General features: G+C 64.8%; 16 protein-coding genes. 10 read left to right on the top strand and 6 right to left on the bottom strand.

Going from position 1 to position 16,454, the window contains the following annotated elements; all coding sequences use genetic code 11:
- Positions 1-68 precede the first annotated feature (68 nt).
- Positions 69-1,010, bottom strand: coding sequence for a CysB family HTH-type transcriptional regulator (locus tag B0G62_RS01245; protein ID WP_103701744.1), 942 nt, complete (start codon positions 1,008-1,010; stop codon positions 69-71).
- Positions 1,011-1,235: 225 nt separating this feature from the next.
- Here B0G62_RS01245 and B0G62_RS01240 point away from each other — a divergent pair, with 225 nt between their 5' ends.
- The 6 genes from B0G62_RS01240 to cobA all read left to right on the top strand — a co-directional run bounded on the left by B0G62_RS01240 (position 1,236) and on the right by cobA (position 7,498).
- Positions 1,236-2,915 carry a nitrite/sulfite reductase gene (locus tag B0G62_RS01240; RefSeq protein WP_103701742.1) on the top strand — a complete coding sequence of 560 codons (1,680 nt, stop codon included), beginning with the start codon at positions 1,236-1,238 and terminating at the stop codon, positions 2,913-2,915.
- Positions 2,916-2,947: 32 nt separating this feature from the next.
- Entirely contained in the window at positions 2,948-3,484 is a 537-nt protein-coding gene (locus B0G62_RS01235) for a DUF934 domain-containing protein (protein ID WP_103701740.1), read from the top strand.
- Entirely contained in the window at positions 3,481-4,281 is an 801-nt protein-coding gene (locus B0G62_RS01230) for a phosphoadenylyl-sulfate reductase (protein WP_103701738.1), read from the top strand. The genes B0G62_RS01235 and B0G62_RS01230 overlap by 4 nt, the downstream gene beginning before the upstream one ends.
- A 108-nt stretch (positions 4,282-4,389) precedes the next feature.
- Positions 4,390-5,352 (top strand): sulfate adenylyltransferase subunit CysD, encoded by a 963-nt coding sequence (gene cysD / locus B0G62_RS01225; RefSeq protein WP_103701736.1) that lies wholly within the window; start codon positions 4,390-4,392, stop codon positions 5,350-5,352.
- Positions 5,353-5,376: 24 nt separating this feature from the next.
- Positions 5,377-6,693 (top strand): sulfate adenylyltransferase subunit 1, encoded by a 1,317-nt coding sequence (locus tag B0G62_RS01220; RefSeq protein WP_103701734.1) that lies wholly within the window; start codon positions 5,377-5,379, stop codon positions 6,691-6,693.
- A gap of 49 nt (positions 6,694-6,742) precedes the next feature.
- Positions 6,743-7,498 carry a uroporphyrinogen-III C-methyltransferase gene (gene cobA / locus B0G62_RS01215; RefSeq protein ID WP_103701732.1) on the top strand — a complete coding sequence of 252 codons (756 nt, stop codon included), beginning with the start codon at positions 6,743-6,745 and terminating at the stop codon, positions 7,496-7,498.
- A 92-nt stretch (positions 7,499-7,590) separates the two neighbouring features.
- Here the strand turns inward: cobA and B0G62_RS01210 are convergent, their stop codons facing one another.
- Genes B0G62_RS01210 through lptF form a run of 3 tightly spaced genes read right to left on the bottom strand, consistent with a single transcriptional unit; the run spans position 7,591 to position 10,262 of the window.
- Positions 7,591-7,974: a sirohydrochlorin chelatase gene (locus B0G62_RS01210; protein WP_103701730.1), complete on the bottom strand. Its 384-nt coding sequence runs from the start codon at positions 7,972-7,974 to the stop codon at positions 7,591-7,593.
- Between the two features lie 35 nt (positions 7,975-8,009).
- Positions 8,010-9,158 (bottom strand): LPS export ABC transporter permease LptG, encoded by a 1,149-nt coding sequence (gene lptG, locus B0G62_RS01205; RefSeq protein ID WP_103701728.1) that lies wholly within the window; start codon positions 9,156-9,158, stop codon positions 8,010-8,012.
- Positions 9,159-9,161: 3 nt separating this feature from the next.
- Positions 9,162-10,262, bottom strand: coding sequence for an LPS export ABC transporter permease LptF (gene lptF / locus B0G62_RS01200; RefSeq protein WP_103701726.1), 1,101 nt, complete (start codon positions 10,260-10,262; stop codon positions 9,162-9,164).
- A gap of 134 nt (positions 10,263-10,396) precedes the next feature.
- On the opposite strand from lptF, the gene B0G62_RS01195 reads away from it, so the two are divergent.
- The 3 genes from B0G62_RS01195 to B0G62_RS01185 all read left to right on the top strand — a co-directional run bounded on the left by B0G62_RS01195 (position 10,397) and on the right by B0G62_RS01185 (position 12,961).
- The gene (locus B0G62_RS01195) at positions 10,397-11,923 is read left to right on the top strand and encodes a leucyl aminopeptidase (protein ID WP_103701724.1); all 1,527 of its coding nucleotides are present in this window, start codon (positions 10,397-10,399) and stop codon (positions 11,921-11,923) included.
- A 31-nt stretch (positions 11,924-11,954) separates the two neighbouring features.
- Entirely contained in the window at positions 11,955-12,371 is a 417-nt protein-coding gene (locus B0G62_RS01190; protein ID WP_103701722.1) for a DNA polymerase III subunit chi, read from the top strand.
- A 74-nt stretch (positions 12,372-12,445) separates the two neighbouring features.
- The gene (locus tag B0G62_RS01185) at positions 12,446-12,961 is read left to right on the top strand and encodes a DUF2486 family protein (protein ID WP_244193070.1); all 516 of its coding nucleotides are present in this window, start codon (positions 12,446-12,448) and stop codon (positions 12,959-12,961) included.
- Between the two features lie 76 nt (positions 12,962-13,037).
- Here the strand turns inward: B0G62_RS01185 and B0G62_RS01180 are convergent, their stop codons facing one another.
- Positions 13,038-13,424 carry a c-type cytochrome gene (locus tag B0G62_RS01180; RefSeq protein WP_103701720.1) on the bottom strand — a complete coding sequence of 129 codons (387 nt, stop codon included), beginning with the start codon at positions 13,422-13,424 and terminating at the stop codon, positions 13,038-13,040.
- 156 nt (positions 13,425-13,580) lie between these two features.
- The gene (gene ilvD, locus B0G62_RS01175) at positions 13,581-15,254 is read right to left on the bottom strand and encodes a dihydroxy-acid dehydratase (protein ID WP_103701718.1); all 1,674 of its coding nucleotides are present in this window, start codon (positions 15,252-15,254) and stop codon (positions 13,581-13,583) included.
- A 150-nt stretch (positions 15,255-15,404) separates the two neighbouring features.
- Here ilvD and B0G62_RS01170 point away from each other — a divergent pair, with 150 nt between their 5' ends.
- Complete coding sequence (locus tag B0G62_RS01170; RefSeq protein ID WP_103701716.1) at positions 15,405-16,388, top strand: LysR family transcriptional regulator; 984 nt, start codon at positions 15,405-15,407, stop codon at positions 16,386-16,388.
- Positions 16,389-16,454 lie beyond the last annotated feature (66 nt).

Genomic DNA, 16,454 nt, shown 5'->3' with positions numbered 1-16,454 from the left:
AGGAAAAAGCGAGAAGCGTTCTGGTTATCTGGCGGCGTACCCAGGCCAGGAGCGGCGCGCTCGCGCCTTTACAGCTCGTAAGTCTCGTGTTCGCCCTTGAGTGCCTGTTCGATGAGCTTGCGGTTCAGGCTCGGCGAGAGCAGTTCGACCAGCGTATACACATAGCTGCGCAGATACGCGCCCTGCTTGAGCGCCACGCGCGTCACATTGCTGCCGAACAGATGGCCGACCGGCAACGCGCGCAGATGGCGGTCGCGTTCGGCGTTGAAGGCGATGTCGGCCATGATCCCCACACCCAGGCCCAGTTCCACATAGGTCTTGATCACGTCGGCGTCGATGGCTTCGAGCACGATGTCGGGCTGCAGGCCGCGCAGACGGAACGCCTCGTTGATCTTGGTGCGGCCCGCGAACGCGTTGTCATAGGTGATCAGCGGAAACTGGGCCAGATCATCGAGCGAGAGCGGCTTGCGCTCCAGCAGCGGATGATCGGGCAGCATCACGGCGACGTGGTGCCAGGTGAAGCAGGGCAGCGAAACCAGTTCCTTGTAGTTGGAGATGGCCTCGGTGGCGATCGCCAGATCGGCCTGATCGTGCAGCACCATCTCGGCCACCTGCGTGGGGCTGCCTTGCAGGATCGACAGATGCACCTTCGGAAAGCGCCGCTTGAACTCGGCGATGGCCGCCGGCAGCGAGTAGCGCGCCTGGGTGTGCGTGGCGGCGATCACCAGGTTGCCTTGATCCTGCGCGGCATAGTCCTTACCGACGCGCTTGAGGCTCTCCACTTCCTGGAGAATGCGTTCGACCGACGCAAGGATGATGCGGCCCGGCTCCGTGAGCGAGCGCACGCGCTTGCCGTGTCGGGTGAAGATTTCGACCCCTAATTCATCCTCCAGCTCGATGATCGCCTTCGAGACGCCCGGCTGGCTTGTATACAGTGCCTTGGCCGCTTCCGTGAGGTTGAAGTTCTGACGCACGGCCTCGCGGACGAAGCGGAACTGATGCAGGTTCATATATAACCCCTTGGCATATCAACCTGATTTTTAGATCGTTTGAAATATAAGGCGAGTTTATTACCATTTCCCCAACTTTTCCAATATGGATATCTGTTTTGGTCATTAGCAAATGACCGGCGATTTGAAGGCGCCGTGTCGGGCAGGACCAGAACTGGCCAAGTCGAAGTCGGAGAACGCGGCGTAACCGGAACGCCGCGATTGATACAACCCTGGGGTCCCCGAATGTACCAATACGATCAGTACGACCAGACCATCGTCGACGAGCGCGTCGCGCAATACAGCGACCAGGTTCGCCGCCGCCTGTCGGGCGAATTGAGCGAAGAAGAGTTCCGCCCGCTGCGTCTGCAGAACGGCCTGTACTATCAGCGCCATGCCTACATGCTTCGCGTCGCGATTCCTTACGGCAATCTGCGTAGCGATCAACTGCGCATGCTCGGCCAGATCGCGCGCGAGCACGACCGCGAGTACGGCCACTTCTCGACGCGCTCGAACATCCAGTACAACTGGATCAAGCTCGAAGAAACGCCCGAAATCCTCGCCAAGCTCGCGTCCGTCCAGATGCACGGCATCCAGACGTCGGGCAACTGCATCCGCAACATCACCGCCGACCAGTTCGCGGGCGTGACGCCCGACGAAGTCGTCGATCCGCGCCCGTGGGCCGAGATCATGCGTCAATGGTCGACGTTCCACCCCGAATTCGCGTGGCTGCCGCGCAAGTTCAAGATCGCCGTGTCGGGTTCGAAGCAGGACCGCGCCGCCGTGCAGATCCACGATCTGGGCGTGTATCTCGACCGTAACGAGCAGGGCGAAATCGTCGCGTCGATCCTCGCGGGCGGCGGTCTTGGCCGCACGCCGATCATCGGCGCGATCATCAAGCGCAACCTGCCGTGGCAGCATCTGCTGACCTACTGCGAAGCCGTGCTGCGCGTGTACAACCGCTACGGCCGCCGCGACAACCTCTACAAGGCGCGCATCAAGATTCTCGTGAAGGCGCTCTCGCCCGAGAAGTTCGCGCAGCAAGTGGAAGAAGAGTGGCAGCACCTGAAGGACGGCCCTTCGACGCTCACGCAGGCGGAAGTCGAGCGCGTCTCGCAGTATTTCGTGCCGCCGGCTTACGAAAAGCTCGCCGATACCGACACGTCCTACGAGAAGCATCTGCTGGAAAACCGCGCCTTCGCGCGCTGGGTCGAGCGCAATGCGCGCCCGCATCGCGTGCCGGGCTATGTGTCGGTCACGATCTCGCTCAAGCCGCGCGACATCGCGCCGGGCGACGCCACCGACAAGCAGATGGAAGCCCTGGCCGACTGGGCGGACGAATACTCGTTCGGCCAGATCCGCGTCTCGCACGAGCAGAACCTGATCCTCGCCGACGTCAAGAAGCGCGATCTGTTCGCGCTGTGGGAAAAGGCGAAGGAGCAAGGCTTTGCGACCGCGAACATCGGCCTGTTGACCGACATCATCGCGTGCCCGGGCGGCGACTTCTGCTCGCTCGCGAATGCGAAGTCGATCCCCATCGCGCTGGCGATCCAGGAGCGTTTCGACAACCTCGATTTCGTCTACGACCTCGGCGACCTGTCGTTCAACATCTCGGGCTGCATGAACTCGTGCGGTCACCATCACGTCGGCAACATCGGCGTGCTGGGCGTGGATAAGGACGGCTCGGAGTGGTATCAGGTGTCGCTCGGCGGCGAACAGGGCAACGGCGCCAACGGCGCGCGCCTTGGCCGCGTGATCGGCCCGTCGTTCTCGGCGGAAGAGATGCCCGACGTGGTGCAGAAGGTGATCGACACGTTCGTCGAAAACCGCATCGACGGCGAGCGTTTCATCGACACGTACGACCGCATCGGCATGGCGCCGTTCAAGGAGCGCGTGTACGCGCAGCGCCAACCGGCCCACGCCTGATCGGCAACGAAACGAGATACGAGACTTAAGCAATGGCATTGATCATCAAGAATCGCGAGATCGTTGAAGACTCCTGGCAGGTCGTGCGCGCAGCCGAAGACGGCGTGCTGCCCGACGTGGCCGCGCTGCCCGCGGGCAAGGTGCTGGTGCCTTTCGCGTACTGGCAGGCCAATCGCGAGGCGCTGGTCGCCGCGCGCGGCAAGGACGAACTGGGCGTGTGGCTCGCGCCGGACAGCGAACCGGCGGACGTGGTCGCCGACTTCGACAAGATCGCGCTGATCGGCGTCGATTTCCCGGTGTTCCGCGATGGCCGTGGCTATTCGATCGCGCGTCTGCTGCGCGAGCGTTATGGCTACAAGGGCGAAATCCGCGCGATCGGCGACGTGCTGCGCGACCAGTTGCGCTTTTACGAGCGTTGCGGTTTCGACGCCTACGCACTGCGCGCCGACAAGGACATCAACGACGCGCTCAAGGCGTTCACCGAGTTCACGGTGCAATACCAGGGCGCGTTCGACGAGCCGTCACCGCTGTTCCGCCGCAAGGAAGGGCAACGAGGCGTCGCAGCATGACCGTCGCTTCTTCCACGCCAGCCAGCGAAATCACGGCTGAAGTGTCGACGCAACTGCAAGCGAAGATCGAGCGCCTGGATGCACTGCTCGATTCGATCGCCGCGCGTCACGCCGACGTGAAGCTAGCCAGCAGCCTCGCCGCCGAAGACATGCTGCTCACCCACGCGATCCTGTCGCGTGGCGTGAAGATCGGCATCTTCTCGCTGAACACGGGCCGCCTGCACGCGGAAACCGTGGGCATGATCGATACGGTGCGCGCGCGCTACGGCTACGAGATCGAGCAGTTTCATCCGCAGCAGGATGCGATCGACGAATACGTCACGCAGCACGGCCTGAACGCGTTCTACGAGAGCGTCGATCTGCGCAAGCGCTGCTGCGAGATCCGCAAGGTCGAGCCGCTCAATCGCGCGCTGTCGGGCGTGTCGGCGTGGGTCACGGGCCAGCGCCGCGAGCAGTCGGTCACGCGCGCGGAGCTGCACGAGGAAGAACGCGACGAAGCCCGCAACATCGACAAGTTCAATCCGCTCGCGGACTGGACCGAGGCCGATGTGTGGACCTATCTGCGCGCCTTCGACGTGCCGGTGAACCCGCTGCATGCGCGCGGCTACCCGAGCATCGGTTGCGAGCCCTGCACGCGAGCGATCCGTCCCGGCGAAGACAGCCGCGCGGGCCGCTGGTGGTGGGAGTCGCGCGACACGAAGGAATGCGGGTTGCACATCACGTCGGTGTCCGCGATTCCGGTGGCCGTAGAGGCTTCCCCAGCGGTTTCGCCGATCGGACGTGCAAGCCAGAATTGAAGTTTTCGCGCCGTTTTCAGTGTTATAGCGAGCGGCGGCGAAAGTCGAATACAGAGTAACGCGTCCCGAATCTTCGGAACGGGACGCGATCAGACGAAGGATCCGAACATGAGCACGACGCTCGACTCCGCAGTGAATGCGCCGCTTCAGGTCACGGCGAACCGCATGGACCATCTCGACTGGCTCGAAGCCGAGTCGATCCACATCCTGCGCGAACTCGTTGCCGAGTGCAGCAAGCCCGCGCTGCTGTTCTCGGGCGGCAAGGATTCGGTGGTCGTGCTCGCCCTCGCGTTGAAGGCGTTTGGTCTGGGCGCGAACCGCAAGACCTCGCTGCCGTTCCCGCTCGTGCACATCGACACGGGTCACAACTACGAGGAAGTGATCGACTTCCGCGATCGTCGCGCAGCCGAAATCGGCGCGGAACTCGTGGTCGGTCATGTCGAAGATTCGATCAGGAAAGGCACGGTGCGCCTGCGCCGCGAAACCGATTCGCGTAATGCCGCGCAGGCGGTCACGCTGCTCGAAACCATCGAGCAATACGGCTATACGGCGATGATCGGCGGCGCGCGCCGCGACGAAGAAAAAGCCCGCGCGAAGGAGCGCATCTTCTCGTTCCGCGACGAGTTCGGCCAGTGGGACCCGAAGGCGCAACGCCCGGAACTCTGGAGCCTTTACAACGCGCGCCTGCACAATGGCGAGCACCTGCGCGTGTTCCCGATCTCGAACTGGACCGAACTGGACGTGTGGCAATACATCGAGCGCGAAAAGCTCGAACTGCCGTCGATCTACTACGCGCACCAGCGCGAGATCGTGCGCCGCAACGGCCTGCTCGTGCCGGTCACGCCGCTCACGCCGATGAAGGAAGGCGAAGTCAGCGAAATGGCGCAGGTGCGATTCCGTACCGTGGGCGACATCAGCTGCACCTGCCCGGTGGCGAGCGATGCCGACAACATCGAGAAGATCATCGCCGAAACCGCCGTGACCGAAATCACGGAACGCGGCGCCACGCGCATGGACGACCAGGCGTCGGAAGCCGCGATGGAACAGCGCAAGAAGCAAGGTTATTTCTAAAAGCACGCAGAGGAAGAATTGAACATGGTTACGACGCATCAACCTGAAGACCTCGGCGTGCTGCGCTTCATCACGGCAGGCAGCGTGGACGACGGCAAGAGCACGCTGATCGGCCGCCTGCTGTACGACAGCAAGGCAGTCCTTTCGGATCAACTCTCGGCGCTCTCGCGCGCGAAGAACAAGCGCACCGTCGGCGACGAAATCGACCTGTCGCTGCTCACGGACGGCCTCGAAGCCGAGCGCGAGCAGGGCATCACGATCGACGTGGCGTACCGCTATTTCGCCACGGCCAAGCGCAAGTTCATCATCGCGGATACCCCGGGCCACGAGCAGTACACGCGCAACATGGTCACGGGCGCGTCCACCGCGCACGCCGCGATCATCCTGATCGACCCCACGCGCGTGACGGTCGAGAACGGCGTGACGCAACTGCTGCCGCAAACCAAGCGCCATAGCGCCATCGTCAAGCTGCTCGGCCTGCAACACGTGATCGTTGCGATCAACAAGATGGATCTGGTCGATTACAGCGAAGCGACCTTCAACCTGATCCGCGAAGCCTACGTCGCGCTCGCGCGCCAGCTTGGCCTCGCCAATGTGCGCTTCGTGCCGGTGTCGGCGCTCAAGGGCGACAACATCGTGACGCTGAGCGAGCGCATGCCGTGGTACGCGGGCGAGCCGCTGCTCGATCTGCTCGAAGCCCTGCCGGTCGCGCAGCCGACGGGCGAGGCGCTGCGCTTCCCCGTGCAATGGGTCGCGCGCCAGGACGGTTCGAGCGCCGACGATTTCCGCGGCTACATGGGCCGTATCGAAGCGGGCGAAGTGAAGCTCGGCGACGCCATCACGGTGCTGCCGGCAGGCCGCGCCGCAACCGTCGCGGAAATCATCGCGCCGGTGCCGGGCGGCACGGCGCAGGTCGATCGCGCTTTCGCGGGCCAGACCGTGACGATCCGCCTGGCGGAAGATGTCGACGTTTCGCGCGGCGACACCTTCGTGCCCGCCGGCGACGACACGCAACCGGCCAAGAAGCTCGAAGCGGACCTCTGCTGGTTCGACGAAGAGCCGCTTTCGACGGCGCGCAAGTACCTGCTCAAGCAGACCACCAGCACGGTGTTCGCGAAGATCGGCGCGATCAAGGAAGTGCTCGACGTGCATACGCTGTCGCACGCGGTGGACCGCCAGGACCTCGCCATGAACGACATCGGCCGCGTGGCGCTCACGCTGCAAAAGCCTTTGGTTGCGGACCTGTATGATGCACATCCCGGCACCGGCGCGTTCGTTCTCATCGACGAGGCAACGCATCATACGGTGGCTGCGGGCATGATCCGCGCGCTTACGGCTTAAGTCACTTGAAGCGCGCACGCTCGCTCCGGTCGATACAGGGTTGGAAAATATGGGCAAGGTTTATCTGATCGGCGCCGGACCGGGCGCCGCGGATCTCATCACCGTACGCGGCGCGCGCCTGCTGGGCCAGGCGCAGGTCGTGCTGCACGACGCGCTCGTCGAGCCGGCGATGCTCGACTATGCGCCTCAAGGCGCGAAGTTCATCGCGGTCGGCAAGCGCTGTGGCCAGCGCTCGACGGCGCAGCAGTTCATCAACAAGCAGTTGGTGGATGCGGCGCGCGAGCATGACATCGTCGTGCGTCTGAAGGGCGGCGATCCGATGCTGTTCGGTCGCGCCGACGAGGAAATGCGCGCGCTCGAAGCCGCAGGCATCGAATTCGAAGTCGTGCCGGGCATCACGGCGGCGCTCGCCAGCGCCGCCACGCTGCAACGCTCGCTGACGCTGCGCGGCGTCTCGCGCAGCGTGGCGCTCGCGACCTATTCGCGCGCGGCAGGCAGCGAGGAGATCCGCGAGCATGTGAATGCCGATTCGCTGGTGTTCTATATGGGCCGCGACAGCGCGCCCGATATCGCGCAGCAGTTGATCGACGCGGGCCGGGCGGGCACGACACCGGTGGCGATCGTCGAAGCGTGCAGCACGGCGCGCGAGCGCATGCTCACGTTGACGCTGGCTGGGCTGGCGGCGGGCGAGGCACAGGACTGGCTCGACGCGGCGCAGCCGAGCCTGCTCATGATCGGCGAGGCATTTGCCGAAAGGGCAGGGCAGCAGGCGGATCAGACTGATGAGCGTCTGGCCGCCGCTTGAGAATCAAGACGGGGGCTGTGCCACCAGAAAGCAGAAGGGCCGCTGAAAAGCGGCCCTTCTTGCGTTTACGTCCATGCTTTCAAGTGTCGTGACTAGGTTTCGTAAGTGAGGCAGTACTGCACGATTGCGTCGAGCACGCCGTCATCCTCGCCCACGGCCGTCGCGCAGTCGATCCGCAGATCCGGATGCGCGGCCTGGCACTGCGCGATGAGTGCCGGCAGATCGCGGCGGATATGACCGCCCTGACCGAAGAATACCGGCACCACGGTGATGGCCGTGCAGCCCTGCGCGGCCTGCGCGTCGATGGCTTCGGGCAGGCCCGGCGTCATGAGTTCGAGAAACGCGAGATCGACGGGACCCGCCGCGCCGCGCGAGGCGGCCAGCTTGCCCGCCAGTCGCGTGAATGGCTCTTTCCAGCGCGCATCGCGCGCGCCGTGGCCAAACAGGATCATGCCGTGCTTGTTGAGGGTAACCATCGTCGCGACTCCAGAGAACGATGCCTGACCGAACGTCAGTGCCGGTCCACCCACTTCAGGCCCAGCAACCCTAGCGCCAGATAAATCAACGCGGGTGTCGCCGCCGTGAGCGGCGCGGGCCAGGTATTCAGATTGCCGATGTGCGAGAACAGCGTGTTGACGAGCTGGAAGCTCATGCCGAGCATGATCCCGCCGAACACCTTCACGCCCACCACGCCCGCACGCGTATGCAGATACGCGAACGGCAGCGACAGCACCAGCATCACGAACACCGCGAACGGATAAAGCAGCTTGCGCCAGAACGCGATTTCATAGCGCTGCGTGTCCTGATGGTTTTCCTGCAAATGCTGGATGTAGCGGAACAGGTTGAACATCGACATGCGGTCAGGCGACACCAGCAGCACCGAAAGAATCTGCGGCGTGAGTTCCGAGCGCAACGAATATTCGGGCGTCGAAGTCTGCGTCGCGCGATAGATCGGCGCGAGCGCGTCGGCTGGCTGGTTCGGCGGCGGGGGCACGCTGATCAGTTCGGTGTCCGTCACGTCCTTGAGCAGCCAGTGGCCCGGCGGCTGGAACTTGCCGCTTTGCGCCACGCGCACGTTCGAGAGACGGAACTGCGAATCGAATTCGTAGATCCGCACATTCGTGATGGTCGCGTCCGGCTGCAGTTCTCCCACGTTGACGAAGCGCGTGGCCTGCTCGCCGTCGGCGCGCCTGGTGAGCGTGTCCTTCACCCAGACGCCCGACTTGAAGTCCGTCGACACCGCCGAGCCGAGCGCTTCCAGACGCACCTTCTCGGAAAGCTGATCCGTGTACGGACCGACGACTTCGCCGATCAGATAGGTGAGCAGCACGAGCGGAATGCCGATCTTGAGCAACGAGCGCAGCGCCTGCCCGGTCGCGAGACCCGAGACGCGGAAGATCGTGAATTCCGAGCTTGCCGCCATCTGCGCGAACACATAGATGGCGGCGATGAGTGCGGCGACCGGAATGATTTCATAGAGCCGCGACGGCGACTGCAGCGCCACGCGCAGCACCGCGTAGATGAACTTGTAGTTGCCGTGGCCGACCGAATTCAGCTCGTTGATCAGGTCGAAGAAGAAGAACAGACCGGAGAAGGCGAACAGAATGAAGATGAACGTCAGATAGACCTGACGCGCAAAGTATTTCTCGTAGATGCGCATCGGTCAGTTCCCCTGCGACGCGCGGCTGAAGGTCGCGCGGGTAAAGAGCGGCCGGTTGCGCACACGCAGCCAGAAAATAAAGGCGACGAGCGCGAGCACCACGATATGCAGGATCACGAGGCCGAAGCCGAACGACATCTTGCCTTGCTCGATCTGCGATTGCACGACGTTGAGCAGGTTCGAATAGGTGAGGTAGATCAGCACGGCCATCACGAGGTTGATCGTGCGGCTGCGGCGCGGATTCTGGTACGCGAGCGGGATCGCCAGCAGCATCAGATTGATCGCGATCAGCGGCAGGCCCATGCGCCAGGCGAATTCGCCCAGATTGTCGTTGGTCGGATTGCGCAGCAGATCCGGCGTCGAAGTCGTGCTCGCCGTGGGCGTATTGACCACGGGCTGGCTCTGGATCTTCACGCCGTAGCGCTGGAATTCGGAGATGCGGAAGTCGGGGTGTCCCGGTTCGCCGTCGTAGCGGCGGCCGTTCTCCAGCACGATGAAGCGGTCGCCGTTTGGGGTGGTTTCGGTGTGGCCGGTCTTGGACACGATCACGTTGACCTTGCCGTTTTCCGTGCTCGTGACGAACACATTCTCCACGCGCGCCTGGTCGGGGCTCATGCTTTCGATGAAGAAGACGCGATGCGTGGTGGGCGATTCGCGGAACTGGCCGGGCGCGAGCAGCGACACTTCATCGCGCTGCTGGAAGCGCGCGCGGATCAGCTTGCTCTGCGCGTTCGACCACGGCCAGCCGATGAAGGCGAAGAACACGATCAAGAGGATGATCGGCGTGGAGAACACGGCGATCGGCTTGATGAGGCGCGTGAGGCTCACCCCGGAGGCGAGCCAGACGACCATTTCGGAATCCTTGTACCAGCGCGTGAGCACGAACAGGATCGACACGAAAAGCGTGACGATGAGCATCACGGCGAGATAGCCGATCACGGTCAGGCCGATCAGGACCAGCACGTCGCGCGGGTCGATCTGGCCCGATGCCGCGAAGCCGACGATGCGGATCATCATCGTCGTCAGCATGATCGTGAGCAGAACCATGAACACGGCGCCGGCCGTGTACGCGAGTTCGCGCTGCAGGGAACGTTCGAAGATCATTCTAGATGGGCAGGGCGGGCGGCCTGCGCCGGGCGCCGCGCAGCTTGCGCTACCACCCAGGAGCCGCCGCGGGAAAAATAGCGGATAATTGCGGCTTTCATCCTAAGCCCTGATTTTATCCGAGGACAAGCGCGATGGACTTTAGCATAAAAGCCTGTGATTGGAGCAAAGGCGGGGAAGGCCCCTTCCTGACCGGCAAGTCGGATTGCGTCGTGGTCGGTGTCTTCGAAGCACAGACTCTCTCCGGCCCGGCATTCGTGATCGATAGCGCCCTCGGCGGCACGATTGCCCGCGTCGTCAAGGCTGGCGACATGGACGGCAAGCCCGGTTCGACCTTGTTCCTGCCGGAAGTGACCGGTATCGGCGCCTCGCGGGTGCTGCTGGTCGGACTCGGCAAGCAGGACGCATTCGGCCAGAAGGCCTATGGCGAAGCCGTCAGGGCCGCCTGGCGCGCGATTCTCGCGACCCGCATCGCCCAGGTGACCTTCTCGCTCGCGCAGCTGCCCATCAAGGAGCGCACCGGCGAATGGGGCGTGCGCGCCGCGATCCTCGCGCTGCGCAACGAGACCTACCGCTTCACGCAGATGAAGAGCAAGCCCGACGTGGCCCAGCGCGCGCTCAAGCGCGTCGTCTTCAGCGTGGACGCAGCCGAAGAAAAGGCGGCCAAGGTCGCCGCCAGGCAGGCCGTGGCGCTGGCCAACGGCATGGACCTCACGCGCGACCTCGGCAACCTGCCGGGCAACGTCTGCACGCCTACGTATCTGGCGGCCACGGCCAAGAAGCTCGCACGCGACTGGAAGCTCAAGGCCGAAGTGCTGGGCGAGCGGCAGATCGAAGCGCTCAAGATGGGCTCGTTTCTTTCTGTAACAAAAGGTTCGGTCGAGCCGCCGCAGTTCATCGTCCTGCACTACCAGGGCGCCAGCGCCAAGGCCGCGCCCATCGTGCTGGTCGGCAAGGGCATCACGTTCGACACGGGCGGCATCTCGCTCAAGCCCGGCGAGGGCATGGACGAGATGAAGTACGACATGTGCGGCGCGGGCTCGGTGCTGGGCACGATGCGTGCGGTCGCGGAAATGGGCCTGAAGCTCAACGTGATCGGCGTCATTCCGACCTGCGAGAACATGCCTGCCGGCAACGCCACGAAGCCCGGCGACATCGTCACGACGATGGCGGGTCTCACCGTCGAAGTCCTCAACACGGACGCCGAAGGCCGCCTGATCCTGTGCGACGCGCTCACTTATGTCGAGCGCTTCAAGCCGGCTGCCGTGATCGATATCGCCACCCTGACGGGCGCCTGCGTGATCGCGCTGGGCCATCACAACAGCGGCCTGTTCTCGAAGGACGATGCGCTCGCGGGTGAATTGCTCGACGCGTCGCGTGAAGCCAGCGATCCGGCGTGGCGTCTGCCGCTCGACGACGAGTATCAGGACCAGCTCAAGTCGAACTTCGCGGACATCGCCAACATCGGCGGGCGTCCGGGCGGCGCGGTGACGGCGGCGTGCTTCCTGTCGCGCTTCACCGAAGCGTATCCGTGGGCGCACCTCGACATCGCGGGCACCGCATGGAAGGGCGGCGCGGCCAAGGGCGCCACGGGCCGTCCGGTGCCGCTGCTCGCGCAGTTCCTCATCGATCGGGCCGCGGACGGTCGCTCGGCACAATGACGTCGATAGTCGTGAATGCAGGGAACGCCGCATGACGCGCATCGACTTCCACACCAACGTGGGCGATGCGCTGCTGTACGCTTGCCGACTCGTGCGCAAGGCGTATCTGGCCGACCAGCAGGTTGTCGTGCTGGCCGAGCCCGCGCGCCTGCGCACGTTCGACGAGTTGCTGTGGACGTACTCGCCGCTCGAGTTCGTGCCGCACTGCATGGCCGACAGCGCGCTCGCCGCGCAGACGCCCATCGTGCTGGCCGCCGATCTCGAGCGTGCGCCGCATCATCGCGTGCTGCTCAACCTGGGCGCTGCGGTGCCGCAGCAGTTCGCGCGCTTCGAGCGTCTACTGGAAGTCGTCGGCGACGCGCCCGAAGAGCTGGCGTCGGGCCGCGAGCGCTATCGCTTCTATCGCGACCGCGGCTATACGCTGAACAACTACAAGCAGGGCGGTTGAGCGCTTTCAGCGTCATCAGCGTCGCGCGCCGCCCGGTTTGATGATTTGCGTGATCGATTCCGAAGGAGGTGATCGTGTCCGACCTGCATGAGATCGAAGAGGCGCCGATCCCGCTTTTGAACGACGTCCTCGTGGCGGGCAATCTGCTGCGTGCGCGCTCGCCGTTCGCTCGCGCGCCCGCGCCGGAAGCGGCGAGCGTGCCCGAAGGCGCGCCTGAGCCGGTGGCCACGCCCGCGTCGCCCGAGACGATGGCCGCCGCCCATGCCGTGCCCGAACCCACGTTGGCGCACGAACCCGAGCCGGTCCAGGCGCCCACGCCTGGAGACACCTACGCCCTTTACGCCCATGACGCCGATGCCCTGGTCGAGCGTCTGCGCGGACGCGCCCTGAGCTGGCTGACCGGCGAGGGACGCGGCGTGATCGAGCAGCGCTGCAGCGCCGCGATGCAGGAGCATGCGCATTGGATCGTGGGGCAAGTGTCGCGCGAGATTGGCCTTGCGCTCGAAACCGAACTCAAAGGCTGGGTCAAGTCCGCCGTGCGTGAGGAACTGGCCGCGCGCGCGACGCACGGCACGACGCCCGGCGCGTGAGTTTCCGATTCAGGGTTCCCTGATCATCTGAACCGTCGATCGCGTCGCCTGCCCTCGGCGGGATCGACGCGTCTTATCACTTCAGCGTGAGAATCCAGCTTGCGAGCGTGGCCGCTTGTCCTGGGCTCAATTGCGTGTTGGCGGGCATGGGCACCGTGCCCCACACGCCGGCGCTGCCTTCCGTGATCTTGTGCGAGAGATAGGCCTGCGCCTCGGGTTTGGCCGCGTATTTCGCCGCGACATCGCGCAGCGCCGGGCCCATGAAGGTGCGCGTCACCGAATGGCAGCTCATGCAGTTCTGCTGTTGCGCGAGCGCAAGGCCGCTCGGGGCGCTGCCCGGACCTGCCTGGGCGCGGGCGCTGGGGGCAGCCAGTGTGCAGATCAATGCGATAGCCGCAATGGTCAATGCCAGCGGGGCGGCCGGCGTCGCTGTCTTGTTCTTCGCTTGCGACTTCAGTTTCATGCTGGTCTCCGCCAGCGTGGTCGCCGGCTGTGTCGTCGCATTATAGGAGCAAAGGGCGCGCGGTCTGACAGCGCGCCGCTTTGCCTCGCCTATGTCTGCCGACGAGACCGCCTGCAAGCCCTCATCCCTCATCCCTCATCCCTCATCCCTCATCCCTCATCCCGTCACCGCGCCCTGGTTCGCGGGCCGCGCGAGCGCCGCGAACTTCGCCATCACGCCGCGCGTGTAACGCGGCGCGGGTTGCTTCCACGCGGCGCGGCGTCGCGCGAGTTCGGCGTCGTCCACGTTCAGTTGCAGCAACAACTGATGTGCGTCGATGGTGATCGAGTCGCCTTCCTGCACGAGCGCGATCGTGCCGCCTTCGAACGCTTCGGGCGCTACATGCCCGACCACCATGCCCCACGTGCCGCCCGAGAAGCGCCCGTCGGTGATGAGGCCGACCGATTCGCCCAGCCCTTTGCCGATGATCGCCGAGGTAGGCGCGAGCATCTCCGGCATACCAGGGCCGCCCTTGGGGCCGAGATAGCGCAGCACGACGATGTCGCCGGCCTTGATCTTGTCGGCGAGGATCGCTTCCATCGCGCTCTGCTCGTCGTCGAACACGCGCGCCGGGCCGGTGATGACGGGGTTCTTCAGGCCGGTGATCTTGGCGACCGCGCCGTCCGTCGCGAGATTGCCCTTGAGGATCGCGAGATGCCCTTCCTTGTAGAGCGCCTGGTCGATCGGATAGATCACCTTCTGGTCGGCGCGCGGCTTCGAGGGCACGTCCTTGAGTTCCTCGGCGATCGTGCGGCCGGTGATGGTCATGCAATCGCCGTGCAGCAGACCCGCGTCGAGCAGCAGCTTGAGCACTTGCGGAATGCCGCCCGCCGCGTGCAGGTCGGTGGCCACGTACTGCCCCGACGGCTTGAGATCGCAGATCACGGGCACTTTCTTGCGCATGCGCTCGAAGTCGTCGATGCTCCAGTCGATTTCGGCGGCGTGCGCGATCGCAAGATAGTGCAGCACGGCATTGGTCGAGCCGCCCGTCGCCATGATGAGCGCCACGGCGTTCTCGATCGACTTCTTCGTGATGATGTCGCGCGGCTTGAGGTCCTTCTTGACCGCCTCGACCAGCACGCGCGCCGATTCAGCCGCCGAATCGACCTTCTCCTGATCGGGGTTGGCCATCGTCGAGGAGTAGAGCAGCGACATGCCCAGCGCCTCGAAGGACGAACTCATCGTGTTGGCCGTGTACATGCCGCCGCATGAGCCCGTCGACGGACAGGCGTTTTTCTCGACCCCTTCGAAATCCTCTTCGCTCATGCGCCCGGCGGTGAATTCGCCCACCGCCTCGAACGCCGACACGATGGTCAAATCCTGTCCCTTCCAGTGCCCGGGGCGGATCGTGCCGCCGTACACGTAGATGCCCGGCACGTTGATGCGCGCGAGCGCGATCATGCCGCCCGGCATGTTCTTGTCGCAGCCGCCGATCACGACCACGCCGTCCATCCATTGCCCCTGCACGCAGGTCTCGATGCAGTCGGCGATCACTTCGCGCGAGACGAGCGAGTACTTCATGCCCTCGGTGCCCATCGACATGCCGTCGGAGATCGTCGGCGTGCCGAAGGTCTGCGGATTGGCGTCGGCGCCCTTGACGGCGGCCACGGCCGCATCGGTCAGACGCTGCAGGCCCGCGTTGCATGGCGTGATCGTCGAGTGGCCGTTGGCGACGCCGATCATCGGCTTGTCGAAGTCGGCCTTCTCGTAGCCGAGCGCGTAATACATCGAGCGGTTCGGCGAGCGCGCAACGCCTTGCGTGATGTGCTTCGAACGACGGTTGTAGGACATGGGGACGCTCCGTTGGGCTGAGTCTTGCGAGCCGGCAGGGAGTGGTTATCGACGGTGCGCCGGCACGTCGAAACAGAATGGTATTTCGCGAGCACAATGTCCAATATATTATTCGTGGCTTATTGAGTCGAAAAAAGTATCAATGCGAACATGAGCAACACGATTCCCGACCTGCGCCAGTTGCGCTACTTCGTGGCCGTGGCCGAGGAGCAGCACTTTGGCCGCGCCGCCGCACGCCTGTCGATGACGCAGCCGCCGCTTTCGCAGGCGATCCGCGCGCTGGAGGACACGCTGGGCGTCGAACTGTTCGCGCGCACGCGCCGCTCGGTCGAGCTGACCGCCGTGGGCGCCGATCTGCTGCCCGAGGTGCGGCGTCTGCTGGCGGCCGCCGAGGCGTTGCGCCCGCACGCGCAGAGCCTCGCGCGCGGCGAGGCCGGTGTGCTGGCGTTGGCCTTCGTTTCGACCGCCGATTACGGTTTGCTGCCGGCGTTGCTGCGCGAATTCGGCGCGCGTTATCCGCGCGTGCGCCTGCAACTGACCGAGGCGACCAGCGACGTGCAGGTCGAGGAACTCGTGGCGGGCCGCATCGACGCGGGCCTCGTGATTGCGCCCGTGCCGCCGCGTCACGCGGCGCAACTGGCGTATTTGAGCGTCGCACGCGAGCCGCTGGTGATCGCCATGCCCACGGCGCTCGCCGCGCGCACGGGCAGCCCAAGGGCGGATGAACCGGACGACGCGAACGCCGCGGACGATGCGGACGGCTGGTGCGAGACGCCCGTGAGCCTGCGCGAGATCGCCGAGGCGCCGCTCGTGGTGTTCCCGCGTCATCTGGCCCCGGGGTTCTACGACACGATCATGGACTGCTACGGCGCGGCGGGTCTCGCGCCGCGCGTGGGGCAGGAAGCGATCCAGATGCAGACGATCGTAAGCCTCGTTTCGGCGGGAATGGGTGTGGCGCTCGTGCCGCAATCGCTGCGCCATCTGCGGCGCACGGGCGTGGTGTACCGGCCGCTCGCGCAAGCCGCGCCGACCATCGAAACGGGTCTCGTCTGGCGCGCGGCGGAGGTCAGCCCGGTGCTGGCGGCGTTCATCGAAATCGTGCGCTCGCACGCTGCTTTCCTCTCCGGCTCCTGAAGTCGGCGCGCGCCGGAAATGCGCAAAATGGCTCGCGCCCGCTCGCGTCGGCGATAATGTCACGCT

Source organism: Paraburkholderia eburnea, assembly GCF_002917095.1.
Taxonomy (GTDB): domain Bacteria; phylum Pseudomonadota; class Gammaproteobacteria; order Burkholderiales; family Burkholderiaceae; genus Paraburkholderia; species Paraburkholderia eburnea.
This window is presented reverse-complemented; position numbering and strand designations above follow the sequence as displayed.